17 protein-coding genes and 1 tRNA gene are annotated in these 20,066 nt (G+C 70.9%); 14 read left to right on the top strand and 4 right to left on the bottom strand.

Going from position 1 to position 20,066, the window contains the following annotated elements:
• Window positions 1–28 precede the first annotated feature (28 nt).
• The 6 genes from QRN23_RS06575 (at window position 29) to QRN23_RS06550 (ending at window position 6,723) form a co-directional block, all read left to right on the top strand.
• Window positions 29–1,510, top strand: coding sequence for a malate:quinone oxidoreductase (locus tag QRN23_RS06575; protein WP_123570488.1), 1,482 nt, complete (start codon window positions 29–31; stop codon window positions 1,508–1,510).
• A 78-nt stretch (window positions 1,511–1,588) separates the two neighbouring features.
• A complete protein-coding gene (locus tag QRN23_RS06570) occupies window positions 1,589–2,794 on the top strand; it encodes an Rv2578c family radical SAM protein (RefSeq protein WP_285062960.1) in 1,206 nt (401 codons plus the stop codon).
• A gap of 177 nt (window positions 2,795–2,971) precedes the next feature.
• Complete coding sequence (locus QRN23_RS06565; RefSeq protein ID WP_123570486.1) at window positions 2,972–4,213, top strand: sensor histidine kinase; 1,242 nt, start codon at window positions 2,972–2,974, stop codon at window positions 4,211–4,213.
• On the top strand, window positions 4,210–5,382 hold the full coding sequence (locus tag QRN23_RS06560) for a hypothetical protein (RefSeq protein WP_192124701.1): 1,173 nt from the start codon (window positions 4,210–4,212) through the stop codon (window positions 5,380–5,382). Before QRN23_RS06565 ends, QRN23_RS06560 begins: the two co-directional genes overlap by 4 nt.
• Window positions 5,369–6,118 carry a response regulator transcription factor gene (locus QRN23_RS06555; RefSeq protein ID WP_082460304.1) on the top strand — a complete coding sequence of 250 codons (750 nt, stop codon included), beginning with the start codon at window positions 5,369–5,371 and terminating at the stop codon, window positions 6,116–6,118. Before QRN23_RS06560 ends, QRN23_RS06555 begins: the two co-directional genes overlap by 14 nt.
• The gene (locus QRN23_RS06550; protein ID WP_056046465.1) at window positions 6,118–6,723 is read left to right on the top strand and encodes a thymidine kinase; all 606 of its coding nucleotides are present in this window, start codon (window positions 6,118–6,120) and stop codon (window positions 6,721–6,723) included. Before QRN23_RS06555 ends, QRN23_RS06550 begins: the two co-directional genes overlap by 1 nt.
• A gap of 210 nt (window positions 6,724–6,933) precedes the next feature.
• Here QRN23_RS06550 and QRN23_RS06545 read toward each other — a convergent pair.
• The 3 genes from QRN23_RS06545 to QRN23_RS06535 all read right to left on the bottom strand — a co-directional run bounded on the left by QRN23_RS06545 (window position 6,934) and on the right by QRN23_RS06535 (window position 10,612).
• A tRNA-Pro gene (locus tag QRN23_RS06545) sits at window positions 6,934–7,010 on the bottom strand.
• Between the two features lie 78 nt (window positions 7,011–7,088).
• On the bottom strand, window positions 7,089–8,009 hold the full coding sequence (locus QRN23_RS06540) for a metallophosphoesterase (RefSeq protein ID WP_123570827.1): 921 nt from the start codon (window positions 8,007–8,009) through the stop codon (window positions 7,089–7,091).
• A gap of 44 nt (window positions 8,010–8,053) precedes the next feature.
• The gene (locus tag QRN23_RS06535; RefSeq protein ID WP_285062958.1) at window positions 8,054–10,612 is read right to left on the bottom strand and encodes a transglycosylase domain-containing protein; all 2,559 of its coding nucleotides are present in this window, start codon (window positions 10,610–10,612) and stop codon (window positions 8,054–8,056) included.
• 50 nt (window positions 10,613–10,662) lie between these two features.
• Between QRN23_RS06535 and sp36 the strand changes: the two genes are divergently transcribed.
• Window positions 10,663–10,821, top strand: a complete 159-nt coding sequence (sp36, locus tag QRN23_RS06530) for a Sp36 family protein (RefSeq protein WP_167599048.1) — start codon at window positions 10,663–10,665, stop codon at window positions 10,819–10,821.
• Window positions 10,821–11,291 carry a RidA family protein gene (locus QRN23_RS06525; protein ID WP_123570483.1) on the top strand — a complete coding sequence of 157 codons (471 nt, stop codon included), beginning with the start codon at window positions 10,821–10,823 and terminating at the stop codon, window positions 11,289–11,291. Before sp36 ends, QRN23_RS06525 begins: the two co-directional genes overlap by 1 nt.
• Window positions 11,292–11,360: 69 nt before the next feature.
• On the opposite strand, the gene acs is transcribed toward QRN23_RS06525, so the two are convergent.
• Window positions 11,361–13,313: an acetate--CoA ligase gene (acs, locus tag QRN23_RS06520; RefSeq protein ID WP_285062957.1), complete on the bottom strand. Its 1,953-nt coding sequence runs from the start codon at window positions 13,311–13,313 to the stop codon at window positions 11,361–11,363.
• Between the two features lie 369 nt (window positions 13,314–13,682).
• Here acs and QRN23_RS06515 point away from each other — a divergent pair, with 369 nt between their 5' ends.
• The 6 genes from QRN23_RS06515 to topA all read left to right on the top strand — a co-directional run bounded on the left by QRN23_RS06515 (window position 13,683) and on the right by topA (window position 20,033).
• Entirely contained in the window at window positions 13,683–14,765 is a 1,083-nt protein-coding gene (locus QRN23_RS06515; RefSeq protein ID WP_123570481.1) for a TadA family conjugal transfer-associated ATPase, read from the top strand.
• On the top strand, window positions 14,762–15,814 hold the full coding sequence (locus QRN23_RS06510; RefSeq protein ID WP_285062954.1) for a type II secretion system F family protein: 1,053 nt from the start codon (window positions 14,762–14,764) through the stop codon (window positions 15,812–15,814). The genes QRN23_RS06515 and QRN23_RS06510 overlap by 4 nt, the downstream gene beginning before the upstream one ends.
• 102 nt (window positions 15,815–15,916) lie before the next feature.
• Complete coding sequence (locus QRN23_RS06505) at window positions 15,917–16,195, top strand: DUF4244 domain-containing protein (protein ID WP_173151263.1); 279 nt, start codon at window positions 15,917–15,919, stop codon at window positions 16,193–16,195.
• A gap of 50 nt (window positions 16,196–16,245) precedes the next feature.
• Window positions 16,246–16,575, top strand: a complete 330-nt coding sequence (locus tag QRN23_RS06500) for a TadE family type IV pilus minor pilin (RefSeq protein ID WP_148053633.1) — start codon at window positions 16,246–16,248, stop codon at window positions 16,573–16,575.
• Entirely contained in the window at window positions 16,572–16,952 is a 381-nt protein-coding gene (locus tag QRN23_RS06495) for an Rv3654c family TadE-like protein (RefSeq protein ID WP_159826185.1), read from the top strand. Before QRN23_RS06500 ends, QRN23_RS06495 begins: the two co-directional genes overlap by 4 nt.
• Before the next feature lie 159 nt (window positions 16,953–17,111).
• Window positions 17,112–20,033: a type I DNA topoisomerase gene (topA, locus tag QRN23_RS06490; RefSeq protein WP_285062952.1), complete on the top strand. Its 2,922-nt coding sequence runs from the start codon at window positions 17,112–17,114 to the stop codon at window positions 20,031–20,033.
• The last annotated feature ends 33 nt before the right edge of the window (window positions 20,034–20,066 follow it).

The following is a 20,066-nucleotide window of genomic DNA, read 5'->3' as shown; positions in this document are numbered from 1 at the left end:
GCCGAGGGGCCGGGCCTAGACTGACGTCGTGACCGATGCGAAGAAGCCCGTCGACGTAGCCCTCATCGGGGCAGGCATCATGAGTGCCACCCTCGGTGCCATGATCAAGCAGCTCGAGCCGAGTTGGACGATCCAGATCTACGAGGCGCTGGGCGACGTCGCCCTCGAGTCGAGCAACCCCTGGAACAACGCGGGCACGGGCCACTCCGCCCTCTGCGAGCTCAACTACACGCCCGAGCGCTCCGACGGCACCATCGACACGTCGAGCGCCGTCAAGGTCAACGAGCAGTTCCAGGTGTCGCGGCAGTTCTGGTCGTTCCTCGTGGCCGAGGGGGCCTTGCCCCAGCCGGACGCCTTCATCAACTCGACCCCGCACATGAGCTTCGTCTGGGGCGAGAAGAACGTCGAGTACCTCCGCAAGCGCCACGAGGCCCTGCGCGAGCACCCGCTGTTCCAGGGGCTCGAGTTCAGCACCGACGCGTCCGTCATCCGGTCGTGGGCACCGGTCCTCATCCCGGGACGGGCGAAGGGGCAGCCGATCGCGGCGACGCGCATCGCCGCCGGCACGGACGTCGACTTCGGGTCCCTCACGCGCCTCCTCCTCACCTACCTGCAGGGCGAGGGGGCGATCCTCGAGGTCGACCACCGCGTCACGAACCTCACGAAGCTCGCCGACGGCACGTGGCGGGTGGCCCTCCGCAAGCAGGTCGGTGGCACGCCGACGACCGTCGACGCGCGCTTCGTCTTCGTCGGTGCCGGTGGGGGAGCGCTGCACCTGCTGCAGAAGTCGGGCATCGACGAGATCAAGGGCTTCGGTGGGTTCCCGGTCAGCGGCGAGTTCCTCCGTTGCGACGATCCCGCGATCGTCGGCAAGCACCAGGCCAAGGTCTACGGCAAGGCCGCCGTCGGCTCGCCCCCGATGTCGGTGCCGCACCTCGACACGCGCGTCGTCGACGGGCAGGCCAGCCTGATGTTCGGGCCCTACGCCGGTTTCAGCCCGAAGTTCCTCAAGCACGGCTCGATGTTCGACCTCTTCGCGTCGATCCGTGCCCACAACCTCTACCCGATGATCCGGGCCGGGCTCGCCAACCTCTCGCTCGTCAAGTACCTCGTGGGGCAACTGGCGGCGAGCAAGCAGACCAAGTTCGAGGCGCTCCGCGAGTTCATGCCCGACGCCGACCCGAAGGACTGGTACCGCATCACGGCCGGTCAGCGGGTGCAGGTCATCAAGAAGGACCGCAAGAAGGGCGGGGTGCTGCAGTTCGGCACCGAGGTCATCACGGCGGGCGACGGCACCATCGCGGGCCTGCTCGGTGCGTCCCCCGGGGCGTCCACGGCCGTGCCGATCATGCTCAGCGTGCTCGAGCGGTGCTTCCCCGACCGCATCGCGGCGTGGAAGCCCCGGCTCAACGCCATGATCCCCACGTACGGCGACGACCTCTCGTCCGACGAACGCCGTGCCGCGTCGACCATCGGTGCGACCGCCGAGGCGTTGCACATCCACGCCTGACGACCCGTCCCGGGCCTCGCGTCCCCGTGCTGCGGGCCTCGGGTTGACCCTGGTTCGAACATGTGTTCGAATGGGGGAATGCGATGGTCCGAGCAAGCGGTCGACACCGAGAACGCCTCGGCGCTGCCCGGTCTGGCGCGATTGAACAACCTGATCACCTCCGTCACGACGCCCGAGTTCGCGGGGGTGACGTTCCACGAGGTGGTCGCGAAGAGTGCCCTCAACCGTGTGCCGGGGGGTGACTCGGCCCTCCCTTTCGGGTGGACGATCAATCCCTACCGGGGCTGCAGCCACGCGTGCGTGTACTGCTTCGCCCGCCCCACCCACGAGTACCTCGACCTCGACGGCGGCGACGACTTCGACCGGCAGATCGTCGTCAAGGTCAACGTCGCCGAGGTGCTCGCGCGTGAGCTGCACCGCCCCACCTGGCAGCACCACCCGGTCGCGCTCGGCACGAACACCGATCCCTACCAACGCGCCGAGGGCCGGTACCGGCTCATGCCCGGCATCATCGCCGCCCTCGCCGACTCGGGCACGCCCTTCAGCATCCTGACCAAGGGCACGTTGCTGCGGCGCGACCTGCCCCTGCTCGCCGAGGCGGCGCAGCACGTGCCCGTCGACCTGGCCATGTCGATCGCCGTCCACGACGACGACCTGCAGCAGTCGGTCGAGCCGGGCACGCCGACGACGGCGGCCCGCCTGGCCACCGTCTCCGCGGCCAGAGAGCTGGGGCTGTCCTGCTCGGTGTTCATGATGCCCGTGCTGCCGTACCTCACCGACGGCCTCGACCACCTGCACGCCGCGCTCGCCGCCGTCCGCGACTCAGGCGCGTCGAGCGTCATGTACAGCGCCCTGCACCTCAAGCCCGGGGTCAAAGAGTGGTGGTTCGCCTGGCTCGAGCGTGAGCACCCCGAACTCGTGGGCAAGTACCGTGCGCTCTACGCCCAGGGCACCTACGCCCCGACGGGCTACCGCTCCTGGCTGGCCGCCCGGCTACGGCCCCTGCTGCGCGAGTACGGCCTCGAGAAGGGGCAGGCCGACCCGGCCACGGGGTCGATGCGTTCCGCCGCACTCGACGACAGCGCGCGATCCCTCCGACTGATGGGCCTCAACGGCACCGGCGCGGCCCCTGCCGCTGGGACGGGCGGCCTGGCGGGCATCCCCGACCTGGCCGTCGGTGCCGGTGCCGGTGCCGGTGCCGGTGCCGGTGACTCCGCGGTCCCGCGCGCCCTCATCGCCCACGAACTGCCGGGCGGGGCCCGATCACAGCCGCGACTGTTCTGAGCCTCCGAGGGCCAGAGGTCATCGGCACGGGGTGTTGTGCCCCGCTCGACCAGAACGGGGCACAAGAAGAAGCGCTCTGCCTGCGCGACACCCGCACTGGCCCCACATGTCGGGGTACAGCCCAGGTCCGGCTTCTGTCATGATCTGTCCTGACCACGAACGAGCCGAGGAGGCCCCATGCTGCTCGGCCTCCCTGCCCACCTGGCGCCGACGGCGCTCGGCGACTCGGTGTCGAGGGCCTGCCACGCGATCGCGGCCACCGTCCTCGCGGCGGCGGCTGCCCTCCTGCTCACGAAACAGGCCGCCACACCCGATCTGTTGCTCTGGCCCGCTCTGGTCTCGCTCCTCCCGATGGTCGTCCTGCTCGTCGTTGTCGAGCGCACGCGGTCCACGACGGCCCACCTCGCCTACCTGATCGTCGGGACCGCCGCCCTCTACTGGTACGCCGTCACCCTCTTCTCGCAGGTCGCGGCGGTGCAGGCGTCGGACGCGTTCTCGCTCTCGTTGCCCAAGATCGCCCTCATCATGGTCGGCAGCACCGCCGTCGGGCCCCGCCGGGGTCTCCTCTGGGCTGCGGCGGGTTACGCGGCGGGCGAGCTCGCCACGCAGCTGGCGACCTGGCACACGGGGGCCTCCCTGCGGCTCGACGTGACCGCCCTGCTGGCCTTCGTCCTGGTCGCGGTGGTGACCGGTCACGCCGAGGCGTCGCGGGGACGCGCGCGGTCGGCTCAGCCGCGGCTGCACCGGTCCGCACTCGAGCAGCAGGTGCAGGGCATCCGTGTCGACATCGAGCAGCAGGCCGCGGCCCTCGTCCACGACACGATCCTCGGGCATCTCGCGGCCGTGGCCACCGCCCGCCCCGGTCCTCTGTCGCCCGACACCGCGCGGTCGATCGCGGCCGATCTCGAGCTCCTCGTGGGGCGCGACTGGCTCTCACCGGGGTCGGTGCCCTCCGAGGCCGCCGTGACGGCCGCCGACGGCTGGGAGGCCAGCCGACTGCACGCGGCCGTCGAGCAGTCGCGATCGGGCGGCCTCGAGGTGGCCGTGACCGGCGACGTCTCGGCCGTCGGTCGCCTCGACCCCGTCACCGGGGACGCCCTCGGCCTGGCGGTCGCACAGTGCCTCGTGAACGTGAGCCGCCACAGCGGGGTCGACCGGGCCGAGCTCGTCGTCTTCGGCGACGGCACCGACCTCACCGTGATGGTGATCGACGACGGAGTCGGCTTCGACACGGCGGCGGTGGCCCCCGACCGTCTCGGACTGACGGCGTCGGTCGAGGGCCGTCTCACACGCGTCCACGGTCACGTGCAGGTCTGGTCGTCCCCCGGCAGCGGGACGTCGATCGTCCTGCGGGTCCCGTTCGCCGCCGGGGCGCCGGTGGTCGGCGACGTCGCCACCGAGGACGGGGTGCCCGCGTGACCCTCCCCGCCCCTCCTCGTGCCCTCGGGCGCGCCTCCGATCGATCACCCCAGCAGGTCGACCCCCTCGGCGCCCTGGCGGCCCGACCGATCACCTTCGGGGCGGCTCTCGCCGCCCTGCTCGTCGCCGTGGTCGGCACGCTGCTGCGGGCCTCCGACGTGTCCTCGCCGGGGGCCGCGGTCGGTGCACTCGTCGCCGTGGCCGCGGGTGGCGTCGCACTCGTCGTGTCGGCCGGCCCCTTGCGGGCACCGTTCGGGCCGCGGGCGCTCTGGTGCGTCGCCGCGACGTGTGCGGTGGCGGGTGTCCTGTCCGCCCTGGCCACCTCCGGCAGCAATCCCTTCGTCCGGGACGACTGGGCGGGGATCGTCTCCGGGGTGCTCCTGCTCGGGGTGGCGCCGTACCGCTCGGCACGCGAGATCCTCGCCGCAGGAGGCGCCGTGGCCGTGGTCCTCGCCCTCGTGGTCCTGGTCGAGGCGCCGGGTTTCGTCACACCGGTGCCCACCGCGTCGTACGTCGTCGTCGCCCTCACCCCGTTGCTCGCCCTGACCGCCGCGTCGGCGACCTTCTCGGGGGTCTTCGTGGCCCATGTCGAGGGGTGGGTCTCGCGGGCCACGGGATTCCGCAGGGCCAGCACCGACGACCTCAGGGTGACCCTCGCCCGGTCGGTCCAGCAGGACCGTGTCACCGTCCTCAACCGCGAGGTGGTGCCGTTCTTCGCACGGCTCGTCGAATCCGGCCGGATCGTCGAGGGGGACGCCGACGAGGCCCGGCGCGTGGCCGACGCGTTGCGCGCCTCCCTGGTGGCCGACGCCGACGCGACGTGGCTGGCCCGGCGACTCGCCGCGCCCGGCCGCCGGGTGCCCGCCGAGGTCGTCGACCCCGACCGGCTCGCCGATCTCCTGGGCCCCGGGCACCGCACCGCTCTCTGGGCCCTCGTCGCGACGGTGGACGACGTCGAGGCCGCCGACGTCCGCTCGCTCCGGGTCCTGCTCGAGGCCGAGGAGGCGCGGGTGGGCGTCACGATCGAGCTCGCGTGCCGGGCCTCGGCCGTCGCCGCACGACGGTCGCTCGCCCCCTGTCTGACCGTGCTGCGCCTCGTCTCGGGCGACCTGCGGGTCGACCGGGCGCCGTCGCTTCTGACACTAAGGTTTTCTTATGACCAGCACTGAGCCGAGCGGCCGCTCGTCCCACCGTCCGGGCTTCGGGAGGCCCGTCGCATCACCCTCCTGGGCCACCGTCGGCCCGGGTTCCGAGGCACCGCCCGCTCGTCGTGTCCGGCTCGCGATCCTCGACGACCACGAGGTGCTCCTCGACAGCCTCAGCAGCTGGATCAACGTCAACGCCTACGACTTCGACCTCGTCCTGACGGCGCACACCTGGCTGCAGCTGGTGCACAGCGACAACTTCCCGACCGACCTCGTCTTCCTCGACTTCCAGTTGAAAGAGCCCGTCTCGATCGAGGCCCGCGTGCGCACCTGCCGGGCCGCCGGGGCCAAGGTCGTCGTGCTGTCCAGTCTCGACACCCGCGAGTCCCGCGAGCGTGCCCTCGAGGCGGGAGCGTCGGCGTTCCTGTCGAAGACCCTGCCCATGCGAGAGGTGATGGATGCGGCCCGCCAGGTCATGGGCGTCGCCCGCGACAACTCCCCGCAGCGCGACTGGCGTCCCCTGCCGGCCGGCGCCGCGAACCAGACCCGACCCAAGCTCAGCGCCGGCGAGGCCGAGGCGTTCCGGTTGTACGTCTCGGGGTTCAGCACCAACGAGGTCGCCGCGCAGATGAACGTGCAGTACGAGACGGCGAAGACCTTCCTCCGGCGCGTCCGCGAGAAGTACGCCAAGGCCAACCGTCCGGCCAGCAAGAAGTCCGAGCTCATCCGTCGGGCCGCCGAAGACGGTTACCTGCAGTAGTGGCCAAGCTCTACTTCCGCTACGGCGCGATGAACAGCGGCAAGAGCACGGCTCTGCTGCAGGCGGCGTACAACTACGAAGAACGCGGTCAGCGGGTCCTGCTCGCCAAGCCGGGCGTCGACACCAAGGGTGACGACGCCATCGTCTCGCGGCTGGGCGTGACCCGGGCCGCGGACGTCACCTTCGCCCCCGACGACGAGGTCCGCCAGGTCTTCTCGGCCCGCCGCGACGCCGTCCGGGCCGAGACCGGGTCGAGCCTGGCCTGTCTGCTCGTCGACGAGGCGCAGTTCCTGGCGCCGCACCAGATCGACGACCTCTTGCGCATCGCGATCCTCGACGACGTCCCCGTACTGGCCTACGGCATCCGGACGGACTTCCGCACGGTGGCCTTCCCCGGTAGTCGGCGACTGCTCGAGGTGGCCCATTCGCTCGAAGAGCTCAAGACGATCTGCCGCTGCGGTCGCAAGGCGGTCTTCACGGCGCGCACGGTCGGTGACCGGTTCGTTTTCGACGGCGACCAAGTGGCGATCGACGGTCAGCAGGTGACGTACGAGTCGCTCTGCGGTGCCTGCTATCTCGCCGAGTCCGGCGGCCGCCTCGCCTGACCCGTGTCGCCCGAGGGTGAACCGGCGATTACAAGGAAGTTGGCCCCACGAAACGATGGGGCCTCTTTCGTGTCGCCCGAAGTACGACCGATGATCGAAAACAAAAAAATTGGCCCCACCCAAAGGTGGAGCCATTTCGTGTCGCCCGAAGGGCGAACCAACGAGCACAGAAAAACAAATGGCTCCACCCAAGGGTGGAGCCATTTGATTTGGTCGGGGTAGCGGGATTCGAACCCACGACCTCCTCGTCCCGAACGAGGCGCGCTACCAAGCTGCGCCACACCCCGATGTCTTCGCGTTCTCACGTGAAGCAACCTGACAAGAATAGCCCATGTTCGGGCCTGCTCGTGTCACTCCGGTGATGCTCAGGCCGTCAGGGTCACGATCACGGCTTCGGGGCGGCACGAGAACCGCACGGGGGCGTAGATCGAGGTGCCCAGACCGGCCGAGATCTCGAGGTGTGCGGTCTTGCGGGCATGGCTCCAGGTCGTCAGACCGCTGACCTTGCTGCGCGGCAGGTCGCAGTTGGTGACGAGGGCACCGTAGCCGGGCACCTGGACCTGTCCGCCGTGGGTGTGACCACCGAAGATGACGTCGGCGCCGTTGTTGACGAACGAGTTGAGCACGCGTTGGTACGGCGCGTGGGTGACGCCGATGCTGATGGGCTCGGGTCCACCGTGGTCGTCCTGCCAGCCCACGTTCTCGCGGAGGTCGTCGAGGGCGCCGGGGATGCGGTCGAGGCGGTCCCAGCCGCGGTGGGCGTCGTTGACCCCGAAGAGTTCGAGTCGCGAGCCCCGCATCTCGAGCGCACGGGCCCTGTTGTTCAGGTCGAGCCAGCCGAGCTGGTCGGTGAAGAACGACTGCATCCGGTCGACGTCCAGGTCGACGGGCGTGCGGTGGGCCTTGCTCGGTCCGCCGAAGTAGGCCAGGGGGTTCTTGGGGGAGGGTCCGTAGTAGTCGTTGGAGCCGTTGACGAAGACCCCGGGGACGCCCCGGAAGGGCTCGAGCGCGTACTCGAGCGCGGTGTGGGCGTCCTCGTGGCCGATGTTGTCGCCGGTGTTGACGATGAGGTCCGGTTCGAGCACGGCGAGGCCGCGGATCCATTCCTGCTTCTCGGCCTGCCAGGGTGCCAGGTGCAGGTCGGACAGGTGCAGGATCGTCAGCGTCCGGGAGCCGGGCTCGAGGACGGGCAACACCTCGTGCCGCACGGTGAACCGGTTGCGTTCGACGAACACGCCCCAGGCCAGCGCCCCGAGGCCGACGGCCGCGCCCGCTGCTGCGGTCACGGCCGTCGTCTGGAGGGCGCTCGGCCCGCCGGTGCTCCGTGGGCTCACGCGCAGTTGCCCGGGTCGTTGCCGTCCTTGTCGCCGTAGACGGTCAGCCCGATGGCCGAGTCCTTCGCGACGGACGTGTTGGCGGCAGGATTCGTCGAGGCGACCTGGCAGGCGTTCTTCCCGTCTCCGGGCGTGAACCCCGCGATGGACACCTTGGACGCGTCGAACCCGGCTCCGCCGATCGACTTGACCGCGTCGCCCACCTTCTGCCGGGTCACGTCCGGGACCGCGGCTGCGCCGCTGCCGTCGCTGGTGAAGACCTTCACGGTCGTGCCCTTCGACACGAGGCTGCCGACGGCGGGGTCCGAGCCGATGACCTGCCCGGCGGGCAGGGCCGACGGCTGGGTGCCACCGTCCGCGTAGGCCAGGGAGACGCCCCTCAGCAGCGCCTGGGCCGCCGACGGGGTCGTGCCGGCCATGTCGGGCACGGCGACGCCCGAGCCGCGGAGAACAGCACCGGAAGCCTCACCGAAGGCGCCTCCCGGGTACACGGTGTTGTTCACGCTCTGGACGGCCTTGAAGTACTGCACGCGGGCCGTCGCGTAGCTGGTCGAGCCGGCCAGGTTGGGGGAGTTGTAGCTGCGGAGGCTCTTCTTGGGGCCGTCCGCGACGCCCTGCCACACGGCCGTGGCGATCTTCGACGTCGCGCCGATGATCCAGATCTGGTCCTTGAGGTCGGTCGTGCCGGTCTTGCCGATCTCGGGGTAGCCGTCGGCCGGCAGGCCGCCGACGCCGGTGCCGTTCCGCCAGAGGCCCTGCATGGCCACCGCGGCGGCCGCGGCCACCTGCGGGTCGACGACCTGGCTGCACGACTGCGGCTGTCCGCCGATGTCGACGCCCTTGTCGTCCTTGATGTTGTCCACGATGATCGGCGAGCAGTAGACGCCGCCCGCGGCGATCCCGGCGTAGGCGGTCGCCATGGTCAGCGGCGCGATCTCGTCGGCCGTGCCGAGGATCGACGACGCGAAGTCGTGCATCTCGCCTCCGTCGGCACGGTGCACGCCGAGCTTCTTCGCGACGCCGTTGATGTCGGCGATGTCGAGCTTCTCGGCCATGGCCGCGTAGGCCGTGTTCATCGACTTGGCCGTCGCGTCCGCGACGCTCATCTGGCCGGGCTGCTCGCCCGCGTCGTTCTTGGGGGTGTACTTGTTGCCCCGGCTGCCGTCGATGGTCATGTTGAACGTCCGTGGCTTGGCGTTGACGCTCTCGTAGATGCCGTGCCCCTGCTCGAGCCAGTCGATGAGGGTGAAGGGCTTGTAGGTCGAACCGGGCTGGAAGCCGATCGATCCGCCGTAGTCCCGGTCGGTGCTGTAGTTCACCGAGGTGAGGGTGCGGTCGGGGCTCGACGTCTCGGAGAACGTGGTGTTCTGAGCCATCACGACGACCCGGCCGGTGCCGGCCTCGACGCTGTCGACCACGCTGCCCAGCTGGAAGTTGCTCTCACTGGCGGGAGCGTACTTGTCGACCTGCGCCTTGGCGTTCTCGTTGAGGTCGAGGTTCAGCGTCGTGTAGACGTCGTAACCGCCGGTGTTCCAGTTCGCCTGGCGCTCTTCGGGGGTGGAGCCCAGGACGGCGAGGTCCTTGATGCTCTTCTTCACGTAGTCGCAGAAGTAGGCGGCCGAGGGGACCGTGACCGCGCCGCAGCCCTGCGAGGGCGCCGTGAGGACGACGTAGCTCTCGACGGGCGTGGCCAGCGAGGCGTCCGCCGTCGCCTGGTCGATGTCCTTCTCGGCGAGCATCGACTTGATGATGACGTCGCGACGCGCCTTGTTGGCCGGGTACTTCTCGGGCGTCGACATGTTGCGCGAGTCCGGGTACTGGACGATCGCGATGAGGCTGGCGGCCTCGGGGACCGTCAGCTCGGCCGCGCTCTTGTTGTAGTAGTGCTGGGCGGCGGCCTGTACGCCGTAGGTCTGGTCGCCGAAGTACGCGATGTTGAGGTAGGCCAGCAGGATGTCGTCCTTGCTGTACTTCTTCTCGAGCCCGATCGCGAACTTCATCTCTTCCAGCTTGCGGTCGAGGGTCGTGGTGGTCGCCTCCTTGTAGGCGGCGTCGCGTTCGTCCGCCGTCGGCAGCTGCTGCGACTGCGCGATGCGGATGTTGCGGACGAGCTGCATCGTCAGGGTCGAGCCACCACCGCTGGCACCCAGCTCGCCGGCGCCCGCGGAGCCCACGGCCGCGCGCACGAGGGAGGTGACGTCGACGCCGCCGTGCTCGTAGAAGCGCCGGTCCTCGCCGGCGACGACGGCGGTCTTGAGGTTCGGGCTGACCTCGTCCCACGAGAGTTCGACGCGGTTCTCGCTGTAGAGGGTCGCGAAGGGGACCTGCTGCCCGCCCTGGGTCGCGTACAGCGTGTTGCGCTGCTGCAGCTTGCCGATCTCGATGTACTCGGGGATCGACTCGAAGACGCCGATCGAACTCGAGGCCGTCATGCCGGCGACCGCGATGGCCGGCGTCACGCCGATGGTCACCAGGAGGCCGGCCAGGACGCTGAAGCCGACGAATCCGAAGAGTGCCCCGATGGCGGACGTGGGCTTCGATTTTTGGGCAGACATAGGATCAGGGTAAGCGACATCGCCGATTTTCAAGCTGAACGGAAGCCGAAATGGTCCTTTGGGAGTACACGACGACGCCCCTGCTGGTGCACAACAGCACGGCGATCCTCAACAACTGGGGCTCCGACGGATGGGAACTCGTCCAGGTGACCCAGGGGCCCGAGGGTGGTCCCGTCGCGTGGCTGAAGCGCCCCCGGCAGGACGCCTGATGACGACGGTCGACGAGCGCCTGGCCGAGCTCGGTCTCGTCCTCCCTCCCGTCGCGGCACCCGCGGGCTCGTACGTCCCGGCCCTCCGCACGGGGTCGCTCGTCTACACCGCGGGTCAGCTGCCGTTCGTCGACGGTCAGCTGCCGACCACGGGCAAGGTGGGTGACGGTCACGGGCTGGTCGAGCCCGCCGAGGCGCAGGCGCTGGCGGCGACCTGCGTGCTGAACGCCCTGGCCGCAGCGGCGACGGTGCTCGACTCGCTCGACGACGTCGTCCGCGTCGTCAAGCTGACCGGTTTCGTCGCCTCCGATCCCGGCTTCTCCGGCCAGCCCGGGGTGATCAACGGCGCGTCCGACCTCCTCGGCCAGATCTTCGGCGAGGCCGGGCGTCACGCCCGGAGCGCCGTCGGGGTCGCGGTGCTGCCGCTCGACTCGCCGGTCGAGGTCGAACTCGTCCTCGAGGTCCGCTGACGCGCCTCCTCGTCCGGTCGTGACGACGGCCCCTCCTCTCGACGAGGAGGGGCCGTCGTCGCGCCGGGGTCAGCGCATCTCGGCGGTGATCACCGACATGACCGACGTGTCCGCCAGCGTGGTCGTGTCGCCGACCTCGCGGCCCTCCGCCACGTCCCTCAGCAGGCGGCGCATGATCTTGCCCGAGCGCGTCTTCGGCAGCTCGTCGACGAGCACGACGGTGCGCGGACGCGCGATGGCGCCGATCTGGTGGGCGACGTGCGCGCGCAACGCGGCCACCGCCTCCTCGGGTGTCTGCGTCGTCTTCGCCTTGTTCCGCAGGATGACGAACGCCACGACCGCCTGACCGGTGGTCTCGTCGGCGGCACCGACGACCGCCGACTCGGCGACGATGGGGTGCGACACGAGGGCCGACTCGATCTCGGCGGTCGACAGACGGTGACCCGAGACGTTCATCACGTCGTCGACCCGGCCGAGCAGCCAGATGTCGCCGTCCTCGTCGCGGCGGGCACCGTCGCCGGCGAAGTAGCGGTCGCCGAAGCGGCTCCAGTACGTCTCGACGTAGCGGTCGGGGTCACCCCAGATGCCTCGCAGCATCGACGGCCACGGCTCGGACACGACCAGGAGGCCGCTCTCGCCGTTCGCCACCGGGGTGCCGTGGTCGTCGACCACGTCGACCGAGATGCCCGGCAGGGGGGTCTGGGCCGATCCGGGTTTGGTGGTGGTGACACCGGGCAGCGCCGAGATCATCTGCGCACCCGTCTCGGTCTGCCACCACGTGTCGACGATGGGCGTCCGGCCGGCGCCTATCACCTCGCGGAACCACAGCCACGCCTCCGGGTTGATGGGCTCACCGACCGACCCCAGGAGGCGCAGGGACGTCAGGTCGCGGGCCGCCGGGATCTCCCTCCCGGACTTCATGAAGCCCCGGATGGCCGTCGGCGCGGTGTAGAAGATCGTCACCCCGTACTTCTCGACGAGGTCCCACCAGCGGCCCGGTGCGGGGAAGTCGGGGGTGCCCTCGTAGAGCACCTGCGTCGCACCGTTGGCGAGCGGGCCGTAGACGACGTAGCTGTGCCCGGTGATCCACCCGACGTCCGCCGTGCACCAGTAGACGTCGGTCTCGGGGTGCAGGTCGAAGACGACGGAGTGGCTGTAGGCGACCTGCGTGAGGTAGCCCCCGGAGGTGTGCAGGATGCCCTTGGGCTTCCCGGTCGTGCCGCTCGTGTACAGGATGAAGAGCGGGTGCTCGGCCTCGAACGGTTCGGCGACGTGTTCGGCGTCCACGGTCTCGATCGCGTCGTGCCACCAGACGTCGCGTCCGTCGGTCCAGTCGACGTCGTTGCCGCCTCGTCGGACGACGAGGACGTGCTCGACCGTCGAGTCGCCGTCCACCGCCAGGGCCTCGTCCACGGCGGCCTTGAGCGGGGAGACCGCTCCCTTGCGCCAGCCTCCGTCCGCCGTGACGACCAGGCGAGCACCGGCGTCGTCGATGCGCGCGCGCAGGCTCTCGGCGCTGAAGCCGCCGAAGACGACCGAGTGGACCGCTCCGATCCGGGCCACGGCGAGCATGGTCACCACGGCCTCCGGGATCTGCGGGAGGTAGACGACGACGCGGTCGCCCGCCTGCACGCCGAGTGACAGCAGCAGGTTCGCCGCGCGCTTGACCTCGTCGGTGAGCTCGGCGTAGGTCACCGAGCGGGCGTCACCGGGCTCGCCCTCCCAGTGCAGCGCGACGCGATCCCCGTGCCCTGCCTCGACGTGACGATCGAGACAGTTGTAGGCGACGTTCAGGGTTCCGTCGGCGAACCACCGGGCGAAGGGCGCGTCCGACCAGTCGAGCGTCTCGGTCGGGACCCGGTCCCACGTGAGCCGCTCGCGGGCCTGGTCACCCCAGAAGGCGAGCCGGTCGGCGGCGGCTCGTGCGGCGAGGTCCGAGCCGGCGACGGCCGTCCGGACGAAGTCGGCAGGCGGGGCGAAGGTGCGTCCTTCGGTGGGCTGGTCGTCGGTGCCGTCGAGCATCGGAAGTCCTCTCGCGTCGTTGCGTGAACCGCGGCTCGGAGCCGCGCCGACGACCTTACTCCGGAGGTCCCACCGGGCATGGGCGGGCCGCGCGCGGGGGGAGGCCGGACGACGTGGTGTTCCGGAGCCGACCTGGGGTACACTTGGCGAGTCGGATTCAATTCCGACGTGCGTCGTGCTGATTCCCCCCAATCGCCCGGCGCACGTGGCGGCACCGGTTCCCCCCAACCGGTGCCGCCCCTCTCTTTTAACCCGGCGGTCGCCCGGGTGGATGGACGGCTCGTCCCCAAGGGCGTTCATCGACGATCCGTCCCCACGGTGCTCTACCGATCTGTCTGTGCTGACGAGACGCTGCCTACCGTCGGGACCATGTCCCATGCGCCTCAGGTCGACACCGCCGGTCACCCGTCCCTCACCCTCCGTCACCCTCCCTCCCGCTTCGCCCTGCCTCCCGTGCCGGCACTCGGCCTGGACCGGGGTACAGACGCTCGATTCGGGGTACAAGGGCGCCTCGCTCGACCCGAGCGTTCCGCCTTCGGGCCCCTGGGGCGCCTCCTCGACGATCCGGCCGTCACCGACGTCTTCGTGACCGGCGGCGTGGGCGTCTGGGTCGATCGCGGCGACGGGGCCGAGCCCGAGACGAGCATCCATCTCTCCGAGGCATCGGCTCGGCAGGTCGCGGTACGCCTGGTCTCGCTCGGGGGACGCCACGTCGACGAGTCGAGCCCGTGCGTCGACGTGCGCCTGGGCGACGGTCTCCGGGTCCACGTCGTCCTGCCTCCGCTGGCGGTCGCGGGGACGGCGCTCTCGATCCGGGTGCCCCGGGTCGAGTCGATGTCGCTCCTCGACCTCGATCGTCGGGGGTTCTTCCCCGCGGGGGCTCTCGAGGCGGTGATCGGCTGCGTGGAGCGCCGTGCCAACGTCCTGGTCAGCGGGTCGGGCGGGGCCGGGAAGACCACGTTCCTCGCCGCACTGTTGTCCGAGGCTCCCGTCTCCGACCGCATCGTGACCATCGAGGACGTCGCCGAGTTGCGGCCACGCCATCCACACGTCGTGGCGCTCGAGACGCGGCAGCCCAATCTCGAGGGAGCGGGTGGAGTCGACCTGTCCCGTCTCGTCCGCGAGGCGCTGCGGATGCGACCCGACCGTCTCGTCGTGGGCGAGGTCCGTGGGCCGGAGATCCGCGACCTCCTCTCGGCCCTGAACACCGGGCACGACGGAGGCGCGGGCACGGTCCACGCCAACGGTCTGGACGACGTCCCCGCCCGACTCGAGGCTCTCGGGGCACTCGCCGGGCTCGGGGTGGACGCGCTCGCCCGGCAGGCCGTCAGCGCGATCGACGCCGTGTTCCACCTCGAGCGACGCGACGGTCGTCGGAGGCTCGCCGAGATCGGCCATCTCGCGGTGACGCCCGAGGGGCGCCTGGTCGCGCGGACGGGGTCACGGGGGTGACCGGTGGTCCGAGCCGTCGTTCCGGGAGTCCGGGCCCCGGGCGCCGGAGGACGCGGCGGTCACGACTCACGCCGGCCGCCGTCCTGGTCGAACGCCTCGCCGTCCTCATCGGTGCAGGGGTCGCGCCCGCGAGGGCCTGGGGCCACGTCGGCGCGGCCGAACCCCCGGGCGCGATCCGACGGCTCGCCGAGGCGGTCGCGCTCGACGGCGGCGACGGCGTCGCGGTGTCGACGAGCCTCGTGTCCCGGCTCGACACCCGACCCTTCGAGGGTGCCCAGGACCCCGACGGGCACGACCGCACCTGGAGGCAGGTCGCCTGCGCCTGGCGCGTGGCCGAGACGAGCGGGGCCCCGATGGCCGATTGCCTCCACTCCCTCGTGTCGGCTCTCCGGTCGGCCGACGAGGCACGCCGTGACGTCCAGGTCGCCCTCAGCGGGCCACGGGCGACCGCGAACGTTGTCCTCGCCCTCCCGCCGGTGGGCCTCCTCTTCTCCCTGGGGCTGGGCTTCGACACCGGTGCGGTGCTCGTCGGCACCCCGATCGGTTGGGCGTGCGTCGGCGTCGCCGGAGGACTCGTGATGGTCGCCCGTCGGTGGAACGCCCAACTCGTGCGGGGCGCCCTCCCGTCGTCGAGGGTGCCGGGCCTGCGCCCCGAACTCCTCGCCGTGGCGTTGTCCGGGGGAGCCTCGTGGTCGTCCGGCCTCACCACCGTCGACGAGGCGATCGTCTCGTGCGGGATCGAGGCCTCGGTCACCGAACCACCAGGAGGCGCGGGCCCGGTCGGCGAGTCCGCCGACCGGGTCGAGCGGCGTCGGTGCGAGGCGGTCCTCGACCTGTCCCGTCGTGCGGGGGCACCGGCGGGGCTGCTCCTGCGCTCCGAGGCCCGCGAGCTGCGGCTGGAGGCCCGGACGGCCGCCCAGGCCGCCGCGGGCCGCCTCGGCGTCACCCTGATGCTGCCGCTCGGCGTGTGCATCCTTCCGGCGTTCCTGGTCATCGGGGTCGTGCCGCTGGTCGTCTCGCTCGTGTCGTCCACAGCGGGTTCCTGGTGATCGGTCGTCCCCAGCGCGGAGCGACGTCTGCAGGCCGTCCGTGGAATGCCGCCAGGCTCGGAACGTCACCGATGAGGTGCCGACACCCACGAGAGGAACATCATGACCGTTGCCGAGACCCCGTCGCCCGCCGTCCCCACGTCAGGCCCTCCGTCCCCTGCTCGCCGTGCCTCCCCGGCCGGCCTCCTCGCCCCGTTCGGCCGCCTCGCCTCGGTCGCGCGTCGCGTCGCCCGGGCCGACGACGGTGCCGCCACGGCCGAGTACGCGATCGTGATCATGGCCGCGGTGGGCTTCGCCGGCCTGCTCGTCACGATCATGAGGTCGGACGAGGTCCGGAGCATCCTCTCCGACCTGGTCCGGTCCGCCCTGTCGGTCGGGTGATCGCCGTGGCGACCGGGGTCCGTGCGTGCCTCGTCCGTCTCCTCCGTCGAGTGGACGACGAGAGGGGAAGCGCGACGGTCGAGTTCGCGATGACGATGCCCGCCCTGATCATGGTCGTCTCGTTCGTCGCGGCGAGCCTGGGCGTGACCTCGCAGTCGGTCCGCCTCGCGGACGCCGCCGCCGTGGTCGCCCGCCAGACCGCCCGGGGCGACCGTGGTTCGGTCGGCCCGACCCTCGCCCGGCTGGCGCCGGGCGCGGCGGTGTCCGAGTCCGTCACCGCCGACCTCGTCTGCGTCGACCTCCGCCGGCAGGTACGGCTCGGTCTCGTCGGCGAGGTCGCGTTGGCCTCCCGCAGCTGCGCACCGCGGGCCGGGGGATGACCGTCCGCCAGCTCCTCGGGAGCGACCGCGGCAGCTCGAGCGTGCTGGCGGCCGGCGGGCTCGTGACGATCACCGTCCTCGCCGTCGCTCTCGTCGGATCGCACTCGGCCCTCGCGGTCCGGTCGCGCACGGCCGGGGCGGCCGACGCGTCGGCGCTCGCCGCAGCCGACGCCCTGTCGGGGGCCGTCGTCGGTGCCGCCTGCGACCGCGCCGCCGCGACCGCCGAGGCGAACGGCGTCTCTCTCTCGGCCTGCGTCGTCGCGGGTGCGGAGGTCACGGTGGAGGTCTCGACGACCTTCGGTCCCCTCGACGTCGGGGCCCGGGCGACCGCCGGTCCGCCGCCCTCGACGGCCCCGTCCCGGGGCGGCGGCCCGTGAAGGGGGCCCGGGCGTCGGGTGTGTATGGTGTGGCTGTCGGCTGCACGGCTCCCGACGTTCCTCGGGGTCGGTGGGAGCGATCGAGCACCCCGTCCTCGCCCTGCAGCCCCTCGCCCGGTCCGTCGGACCGGGTCGCCGCACCACCACCCAAGGAGTCCCGTGCCAGGCACGAAGAAACTGGTCATCGTCGAGTCGCCCGCCAAGGCCAAGACGATCGGGCAGTACCTCGGCGACGGATACGAGGTGCTGGCCTCCGTCGGTCACATCCGCGACCTCGTCGAGCCCAAGAACCTCCCGGCCGAGCTGAAGAAGGGGTCGATGGGCAAGTTCTCCGTCGACGTCGAGAACGGCTTCGAGCCCTACTACGTCGTCTCCGACGCCAAGAAGAAGACGGTCTCCGACCTCAAGCGCGCGCTGAAGAACGCCGACGAGCTCTACCTCGCGACAGACGAGGACCGCGAGGGCGAGGCCATCGCGTGGCACCTCCTGCAAGAGCTCAAGCCCAAGGTGCCGGTCAAGCGCATGGTGTTCCACGAGATCACCAAGGACGCCATCCAGAAGGCACAGGAGAACACCCGCGACCTCGACACCGCCCTGGTCGATGCGCAAGAGACCCGTCGCATCCTCGACCGCCTCTACGGCTACGAGGTCTCGCCCGTGCTGTGGCGCAAGGTCGGCCCCGGCCTCTCGGCCGGACGCGTGCAGTCGGCGGCGACCCGTCTCGTCGTCGACCGCGAGCGTGAGCGCCTCGCCTTCGTCTCCGCCTCCTATTGGGACCTCACCGCGACCTTCGAGCCCGTCGCGGCCGAGGGGGAGGCGAAGGTCGCCTTCGGGTCACGCCTCGTCCGCGTCAACGGAGGACGCGTGGCCGCGGGGCGCGACTTCGACGACCGGGGCCGCCTGAAGAACGAGGCCGTCGCACTCGACGAGGCGGCATCGCGGGCGCTCGCCGAGGCGCTGGGTTCCTCGGACGTCGAGATCCTCGTCGGCTCGGTGGACTCGAAGCCCTACACCCGTCGTCCGGCAGCTCCCTTCACGACGTCGACCCTCCAACAAGAGGCAGCGCGCAAGCTGCGCTTCTCGGCCCGACAGACCATGAGCGTCGCGCAGTCGCTCTACGAGAACGGCCACATCACCTACATGCGAACCGACTCGCCGGCGCTGTCGCAGCAGGCGATCGGTGCGGCGCGCAGCCAGGCGGCCAAGCTCTACGGGTCCGACACCGTCCCCGACAAGCCTCGGCTGTACACGGGCAAGAGCAAGAACGCCCAGGAGGCGCACGAGGCGATCCGTCCGTCGGGTGACACCTTCAAGACGCCGTCCGAGATGCAGAACGTCCTGCGGGGCAACGACTGGAAGCTCTACGACCTCATCTGGAAGCGCACGGTCGCCTCGCAGATGGCGGACGCCAAGGGCTCGACCGCCTCGGTCGTCGTCGCGGCGACGACCTCGGGACCGGTCGAGGGCATCGCGCCCCGCGCCGCCGCCGGGACGCTCGCCGAGTTCGCCGCGTCCGGCACGGTGATCACGTTCCGCGGGTTCCTCAACGCCTACGAAGAGGGTCGTGACGAGGACCGCCACGGCGCCGCCGAGCCGGCCGAGGCCAAGCTGCCCCCGCTGACCGCCGGTCAGGCCCTCGGCCTCGACGAGGTCGAGGCGAAGGGCCACGACACGTCGGCACCGCCGCGCTACACCGAGGCGAGCCTCGTCAAGACCCTGGAAGAGCTCGGCATCGGACGCCCCTCGACCTACGCCGCCATCATGTCGACCATCGTCGACCGTGGCTACGTCACCCCTCGCGGAACGGCCCTCGTCCCGAACTGGATCGCCTTCTCGGTGGTCCGTCTGCTCGAGGACTACTTCGCCGACCTGGTCGAGTACGACTTCACGGCCAGCATGGAGGACGACCTCGACCTCATCGCCGGTGGTGACGCCGACCGCGTGGACTGGTTGAACGGCTTCTACTTCGGCAACGAGTCGCACCGTGGTCTCCGCAAGGTCATCGACAACCTGGGAGAGATCGACGCGCGCGACATCAACTCGATCGTGCTCGCCGACGGAGTGACCCTGCGCATCGGTCGCTACGGCCCCTACCTCGAGGCGCCGGGCGACGACCCCGAGACGCCCCGTCGGGTCAACGTGCCCGAGGACCTCGCCCCCGACGAGTTGACGGCCGAGAAGGCCCGCGAGCTCATCGACGCCCCCGTCGTCGGCGACCGCGTGCTGGGTCTGAACCCCGAGACGGGCAAGGAGGTCATCGCGAAGGACGGCCGCTTCGGCCCGTACGTGACCGAGCGGACCCCCGAGTCGGCCACCGACGAGATCACGGCCGACCCGGCGACGGGCGAGGTGACCGAGTCGTCGTCCGCCGCCGCGACCACGACCGGGGCGAAGAAGGCTCCGGCGAAGAAGGCCCCCGCCAAGAAGGCCGCCGCTCCGAAAGAACGTACGGCGTCGCTCTTCAAGAGCATGGGCGTCGACACGGTCGACCTCGACACGGCGCTGCGGCTGCTCGACCTGCCCCGGACCGTCGGCACCGACCCCGAGAGCGGCGTCGAGATCCAGGCGCAGAACGGGCGCTACGGCCCCTACCTCAAGAAGGGCACCGACACCCGGTCGTTGACGAGCGAGGACCAGATCTTCGAGATCGACCTGCCCGGGGCGCTCGAGCTCTACGCCCAGCCGAAGTACGGTGCCCGCAAGGCCAGCAGCGCCCTGAAGGAGTTCGAGGCCGATCCCGTGAGCGGCAAGCCCATCAAGGTGAAGGACGGCCGGTTCGGCCCGTACGTCACCGACGGCGAGACGAACGCGACCATCCCGCGGGGCGAGACGGTGGAAGAGGTCGACTTCGACCGCGCCGTCCAGCTGCTCGCCGACAAGCGGGCCAAGGGTCCGGCCAAACCCAAGGCGGCCGCCAAGAAGGCTCCGGCCAAGAAGGCACCCGCCAAGAAGGCCACCACGGCCAAGGCACCGGCCAAGAAGGCCACCACCGCGAAGACGGCCACCGCCAAGACGACCACCGCGGCGAAGAAGGCGCCGGCTGCGAAGACGCCGGCCCCGAAGGCCCCGGCGGCCGAGTGACCGGCGGGGTAGGCCCTCGAGTCGAGGGCGCAC

The sequence above is a fragment of the Frigoribacterium sp. ME-P-080 genome, assembly GCF_030209595.1.
Classification (GTDB): Bacteria; Actinomycetota; Actinomycetes; order Actinomycetales; family Microbacteriaceae; genus Frigoribacterium.
Note: the sequence above shows the minus strand (reverse complement) of the source record. Positions and strands in the feature narration are given on the sequence as shown.

Bases quoted from the DNA above. Each gene is read 5' to 3' on its own strand.
- QRN23_RS06535 (WP_285062958.1), bottom strand. From the start codon at position 10,612: ATGTCTGCCCAAAAATCGAAGCCCACGTCCGCCATCGGGGCACTCTTC.
- QRN23_RS06565 (WP_123570486.1), top strand. From the start codon at position 2,972: ATGCTGCTCGGCCTCCCTGCCCACCTGGCGCCGACGGCGCTCGGCGAC.
- QRN23_RS06515 (WP_123570481.1), top strand. From the start codon at position 13,683: ATGTCCCATGCGCCTCAGGTCGACACCGCCGGTCACCCGTCCCTCACC.
- QRN23_RS06570 (WP_285062960.1), top strand. From the start codon at position 1,589: ATGCGATGGTCCGAGCAAGCGGTCGACACCGAGAACGCCTCGGCGCTG.
- sp36 (WP_167599048.1), top strand. From the start codon at position 10,663: ATGGTCCTTTGGGAGTACACGACGACGCCCCTGCTGGTGCACAACAGC.
- QRN23_RS06505 (WP_173151263.1), top strand. From the start codon at position 15,917: ATGACCGTTGCCGAGACCCCGTCGCCCGCCGTCCCCACGTCAGGCCCT.
- QRN23_RS06555 (WP_082460304.1), top strand. From the start codon at position 5,369: ATGACCAGCACTGAGCCGAGCGGCCGCTCGTCCCACCGTCCGGGCTTC.
- acs (WP_285062957.1), bottom strand. From the start codon at position 13,313: ATGCTCGACGGCACCGACGACCAGCCCACCGAAGGACGCACCTTCGCC.
- QRN23_RS06525 (WP_123570483.1), top strand. From the start codon at position 10,821: ATGACGACGGTCGACGAGCGCCTGGCCGAGCTCGGTCTCGTCCTCCCT.
- QRN23_RS06495 (WP_159826185.1), top strand. From the start codon at position 16,572: ATGACCGTCCGCCAGCTCCTCGGGAGCGACCGCGGCAGCTCGAGCGTG.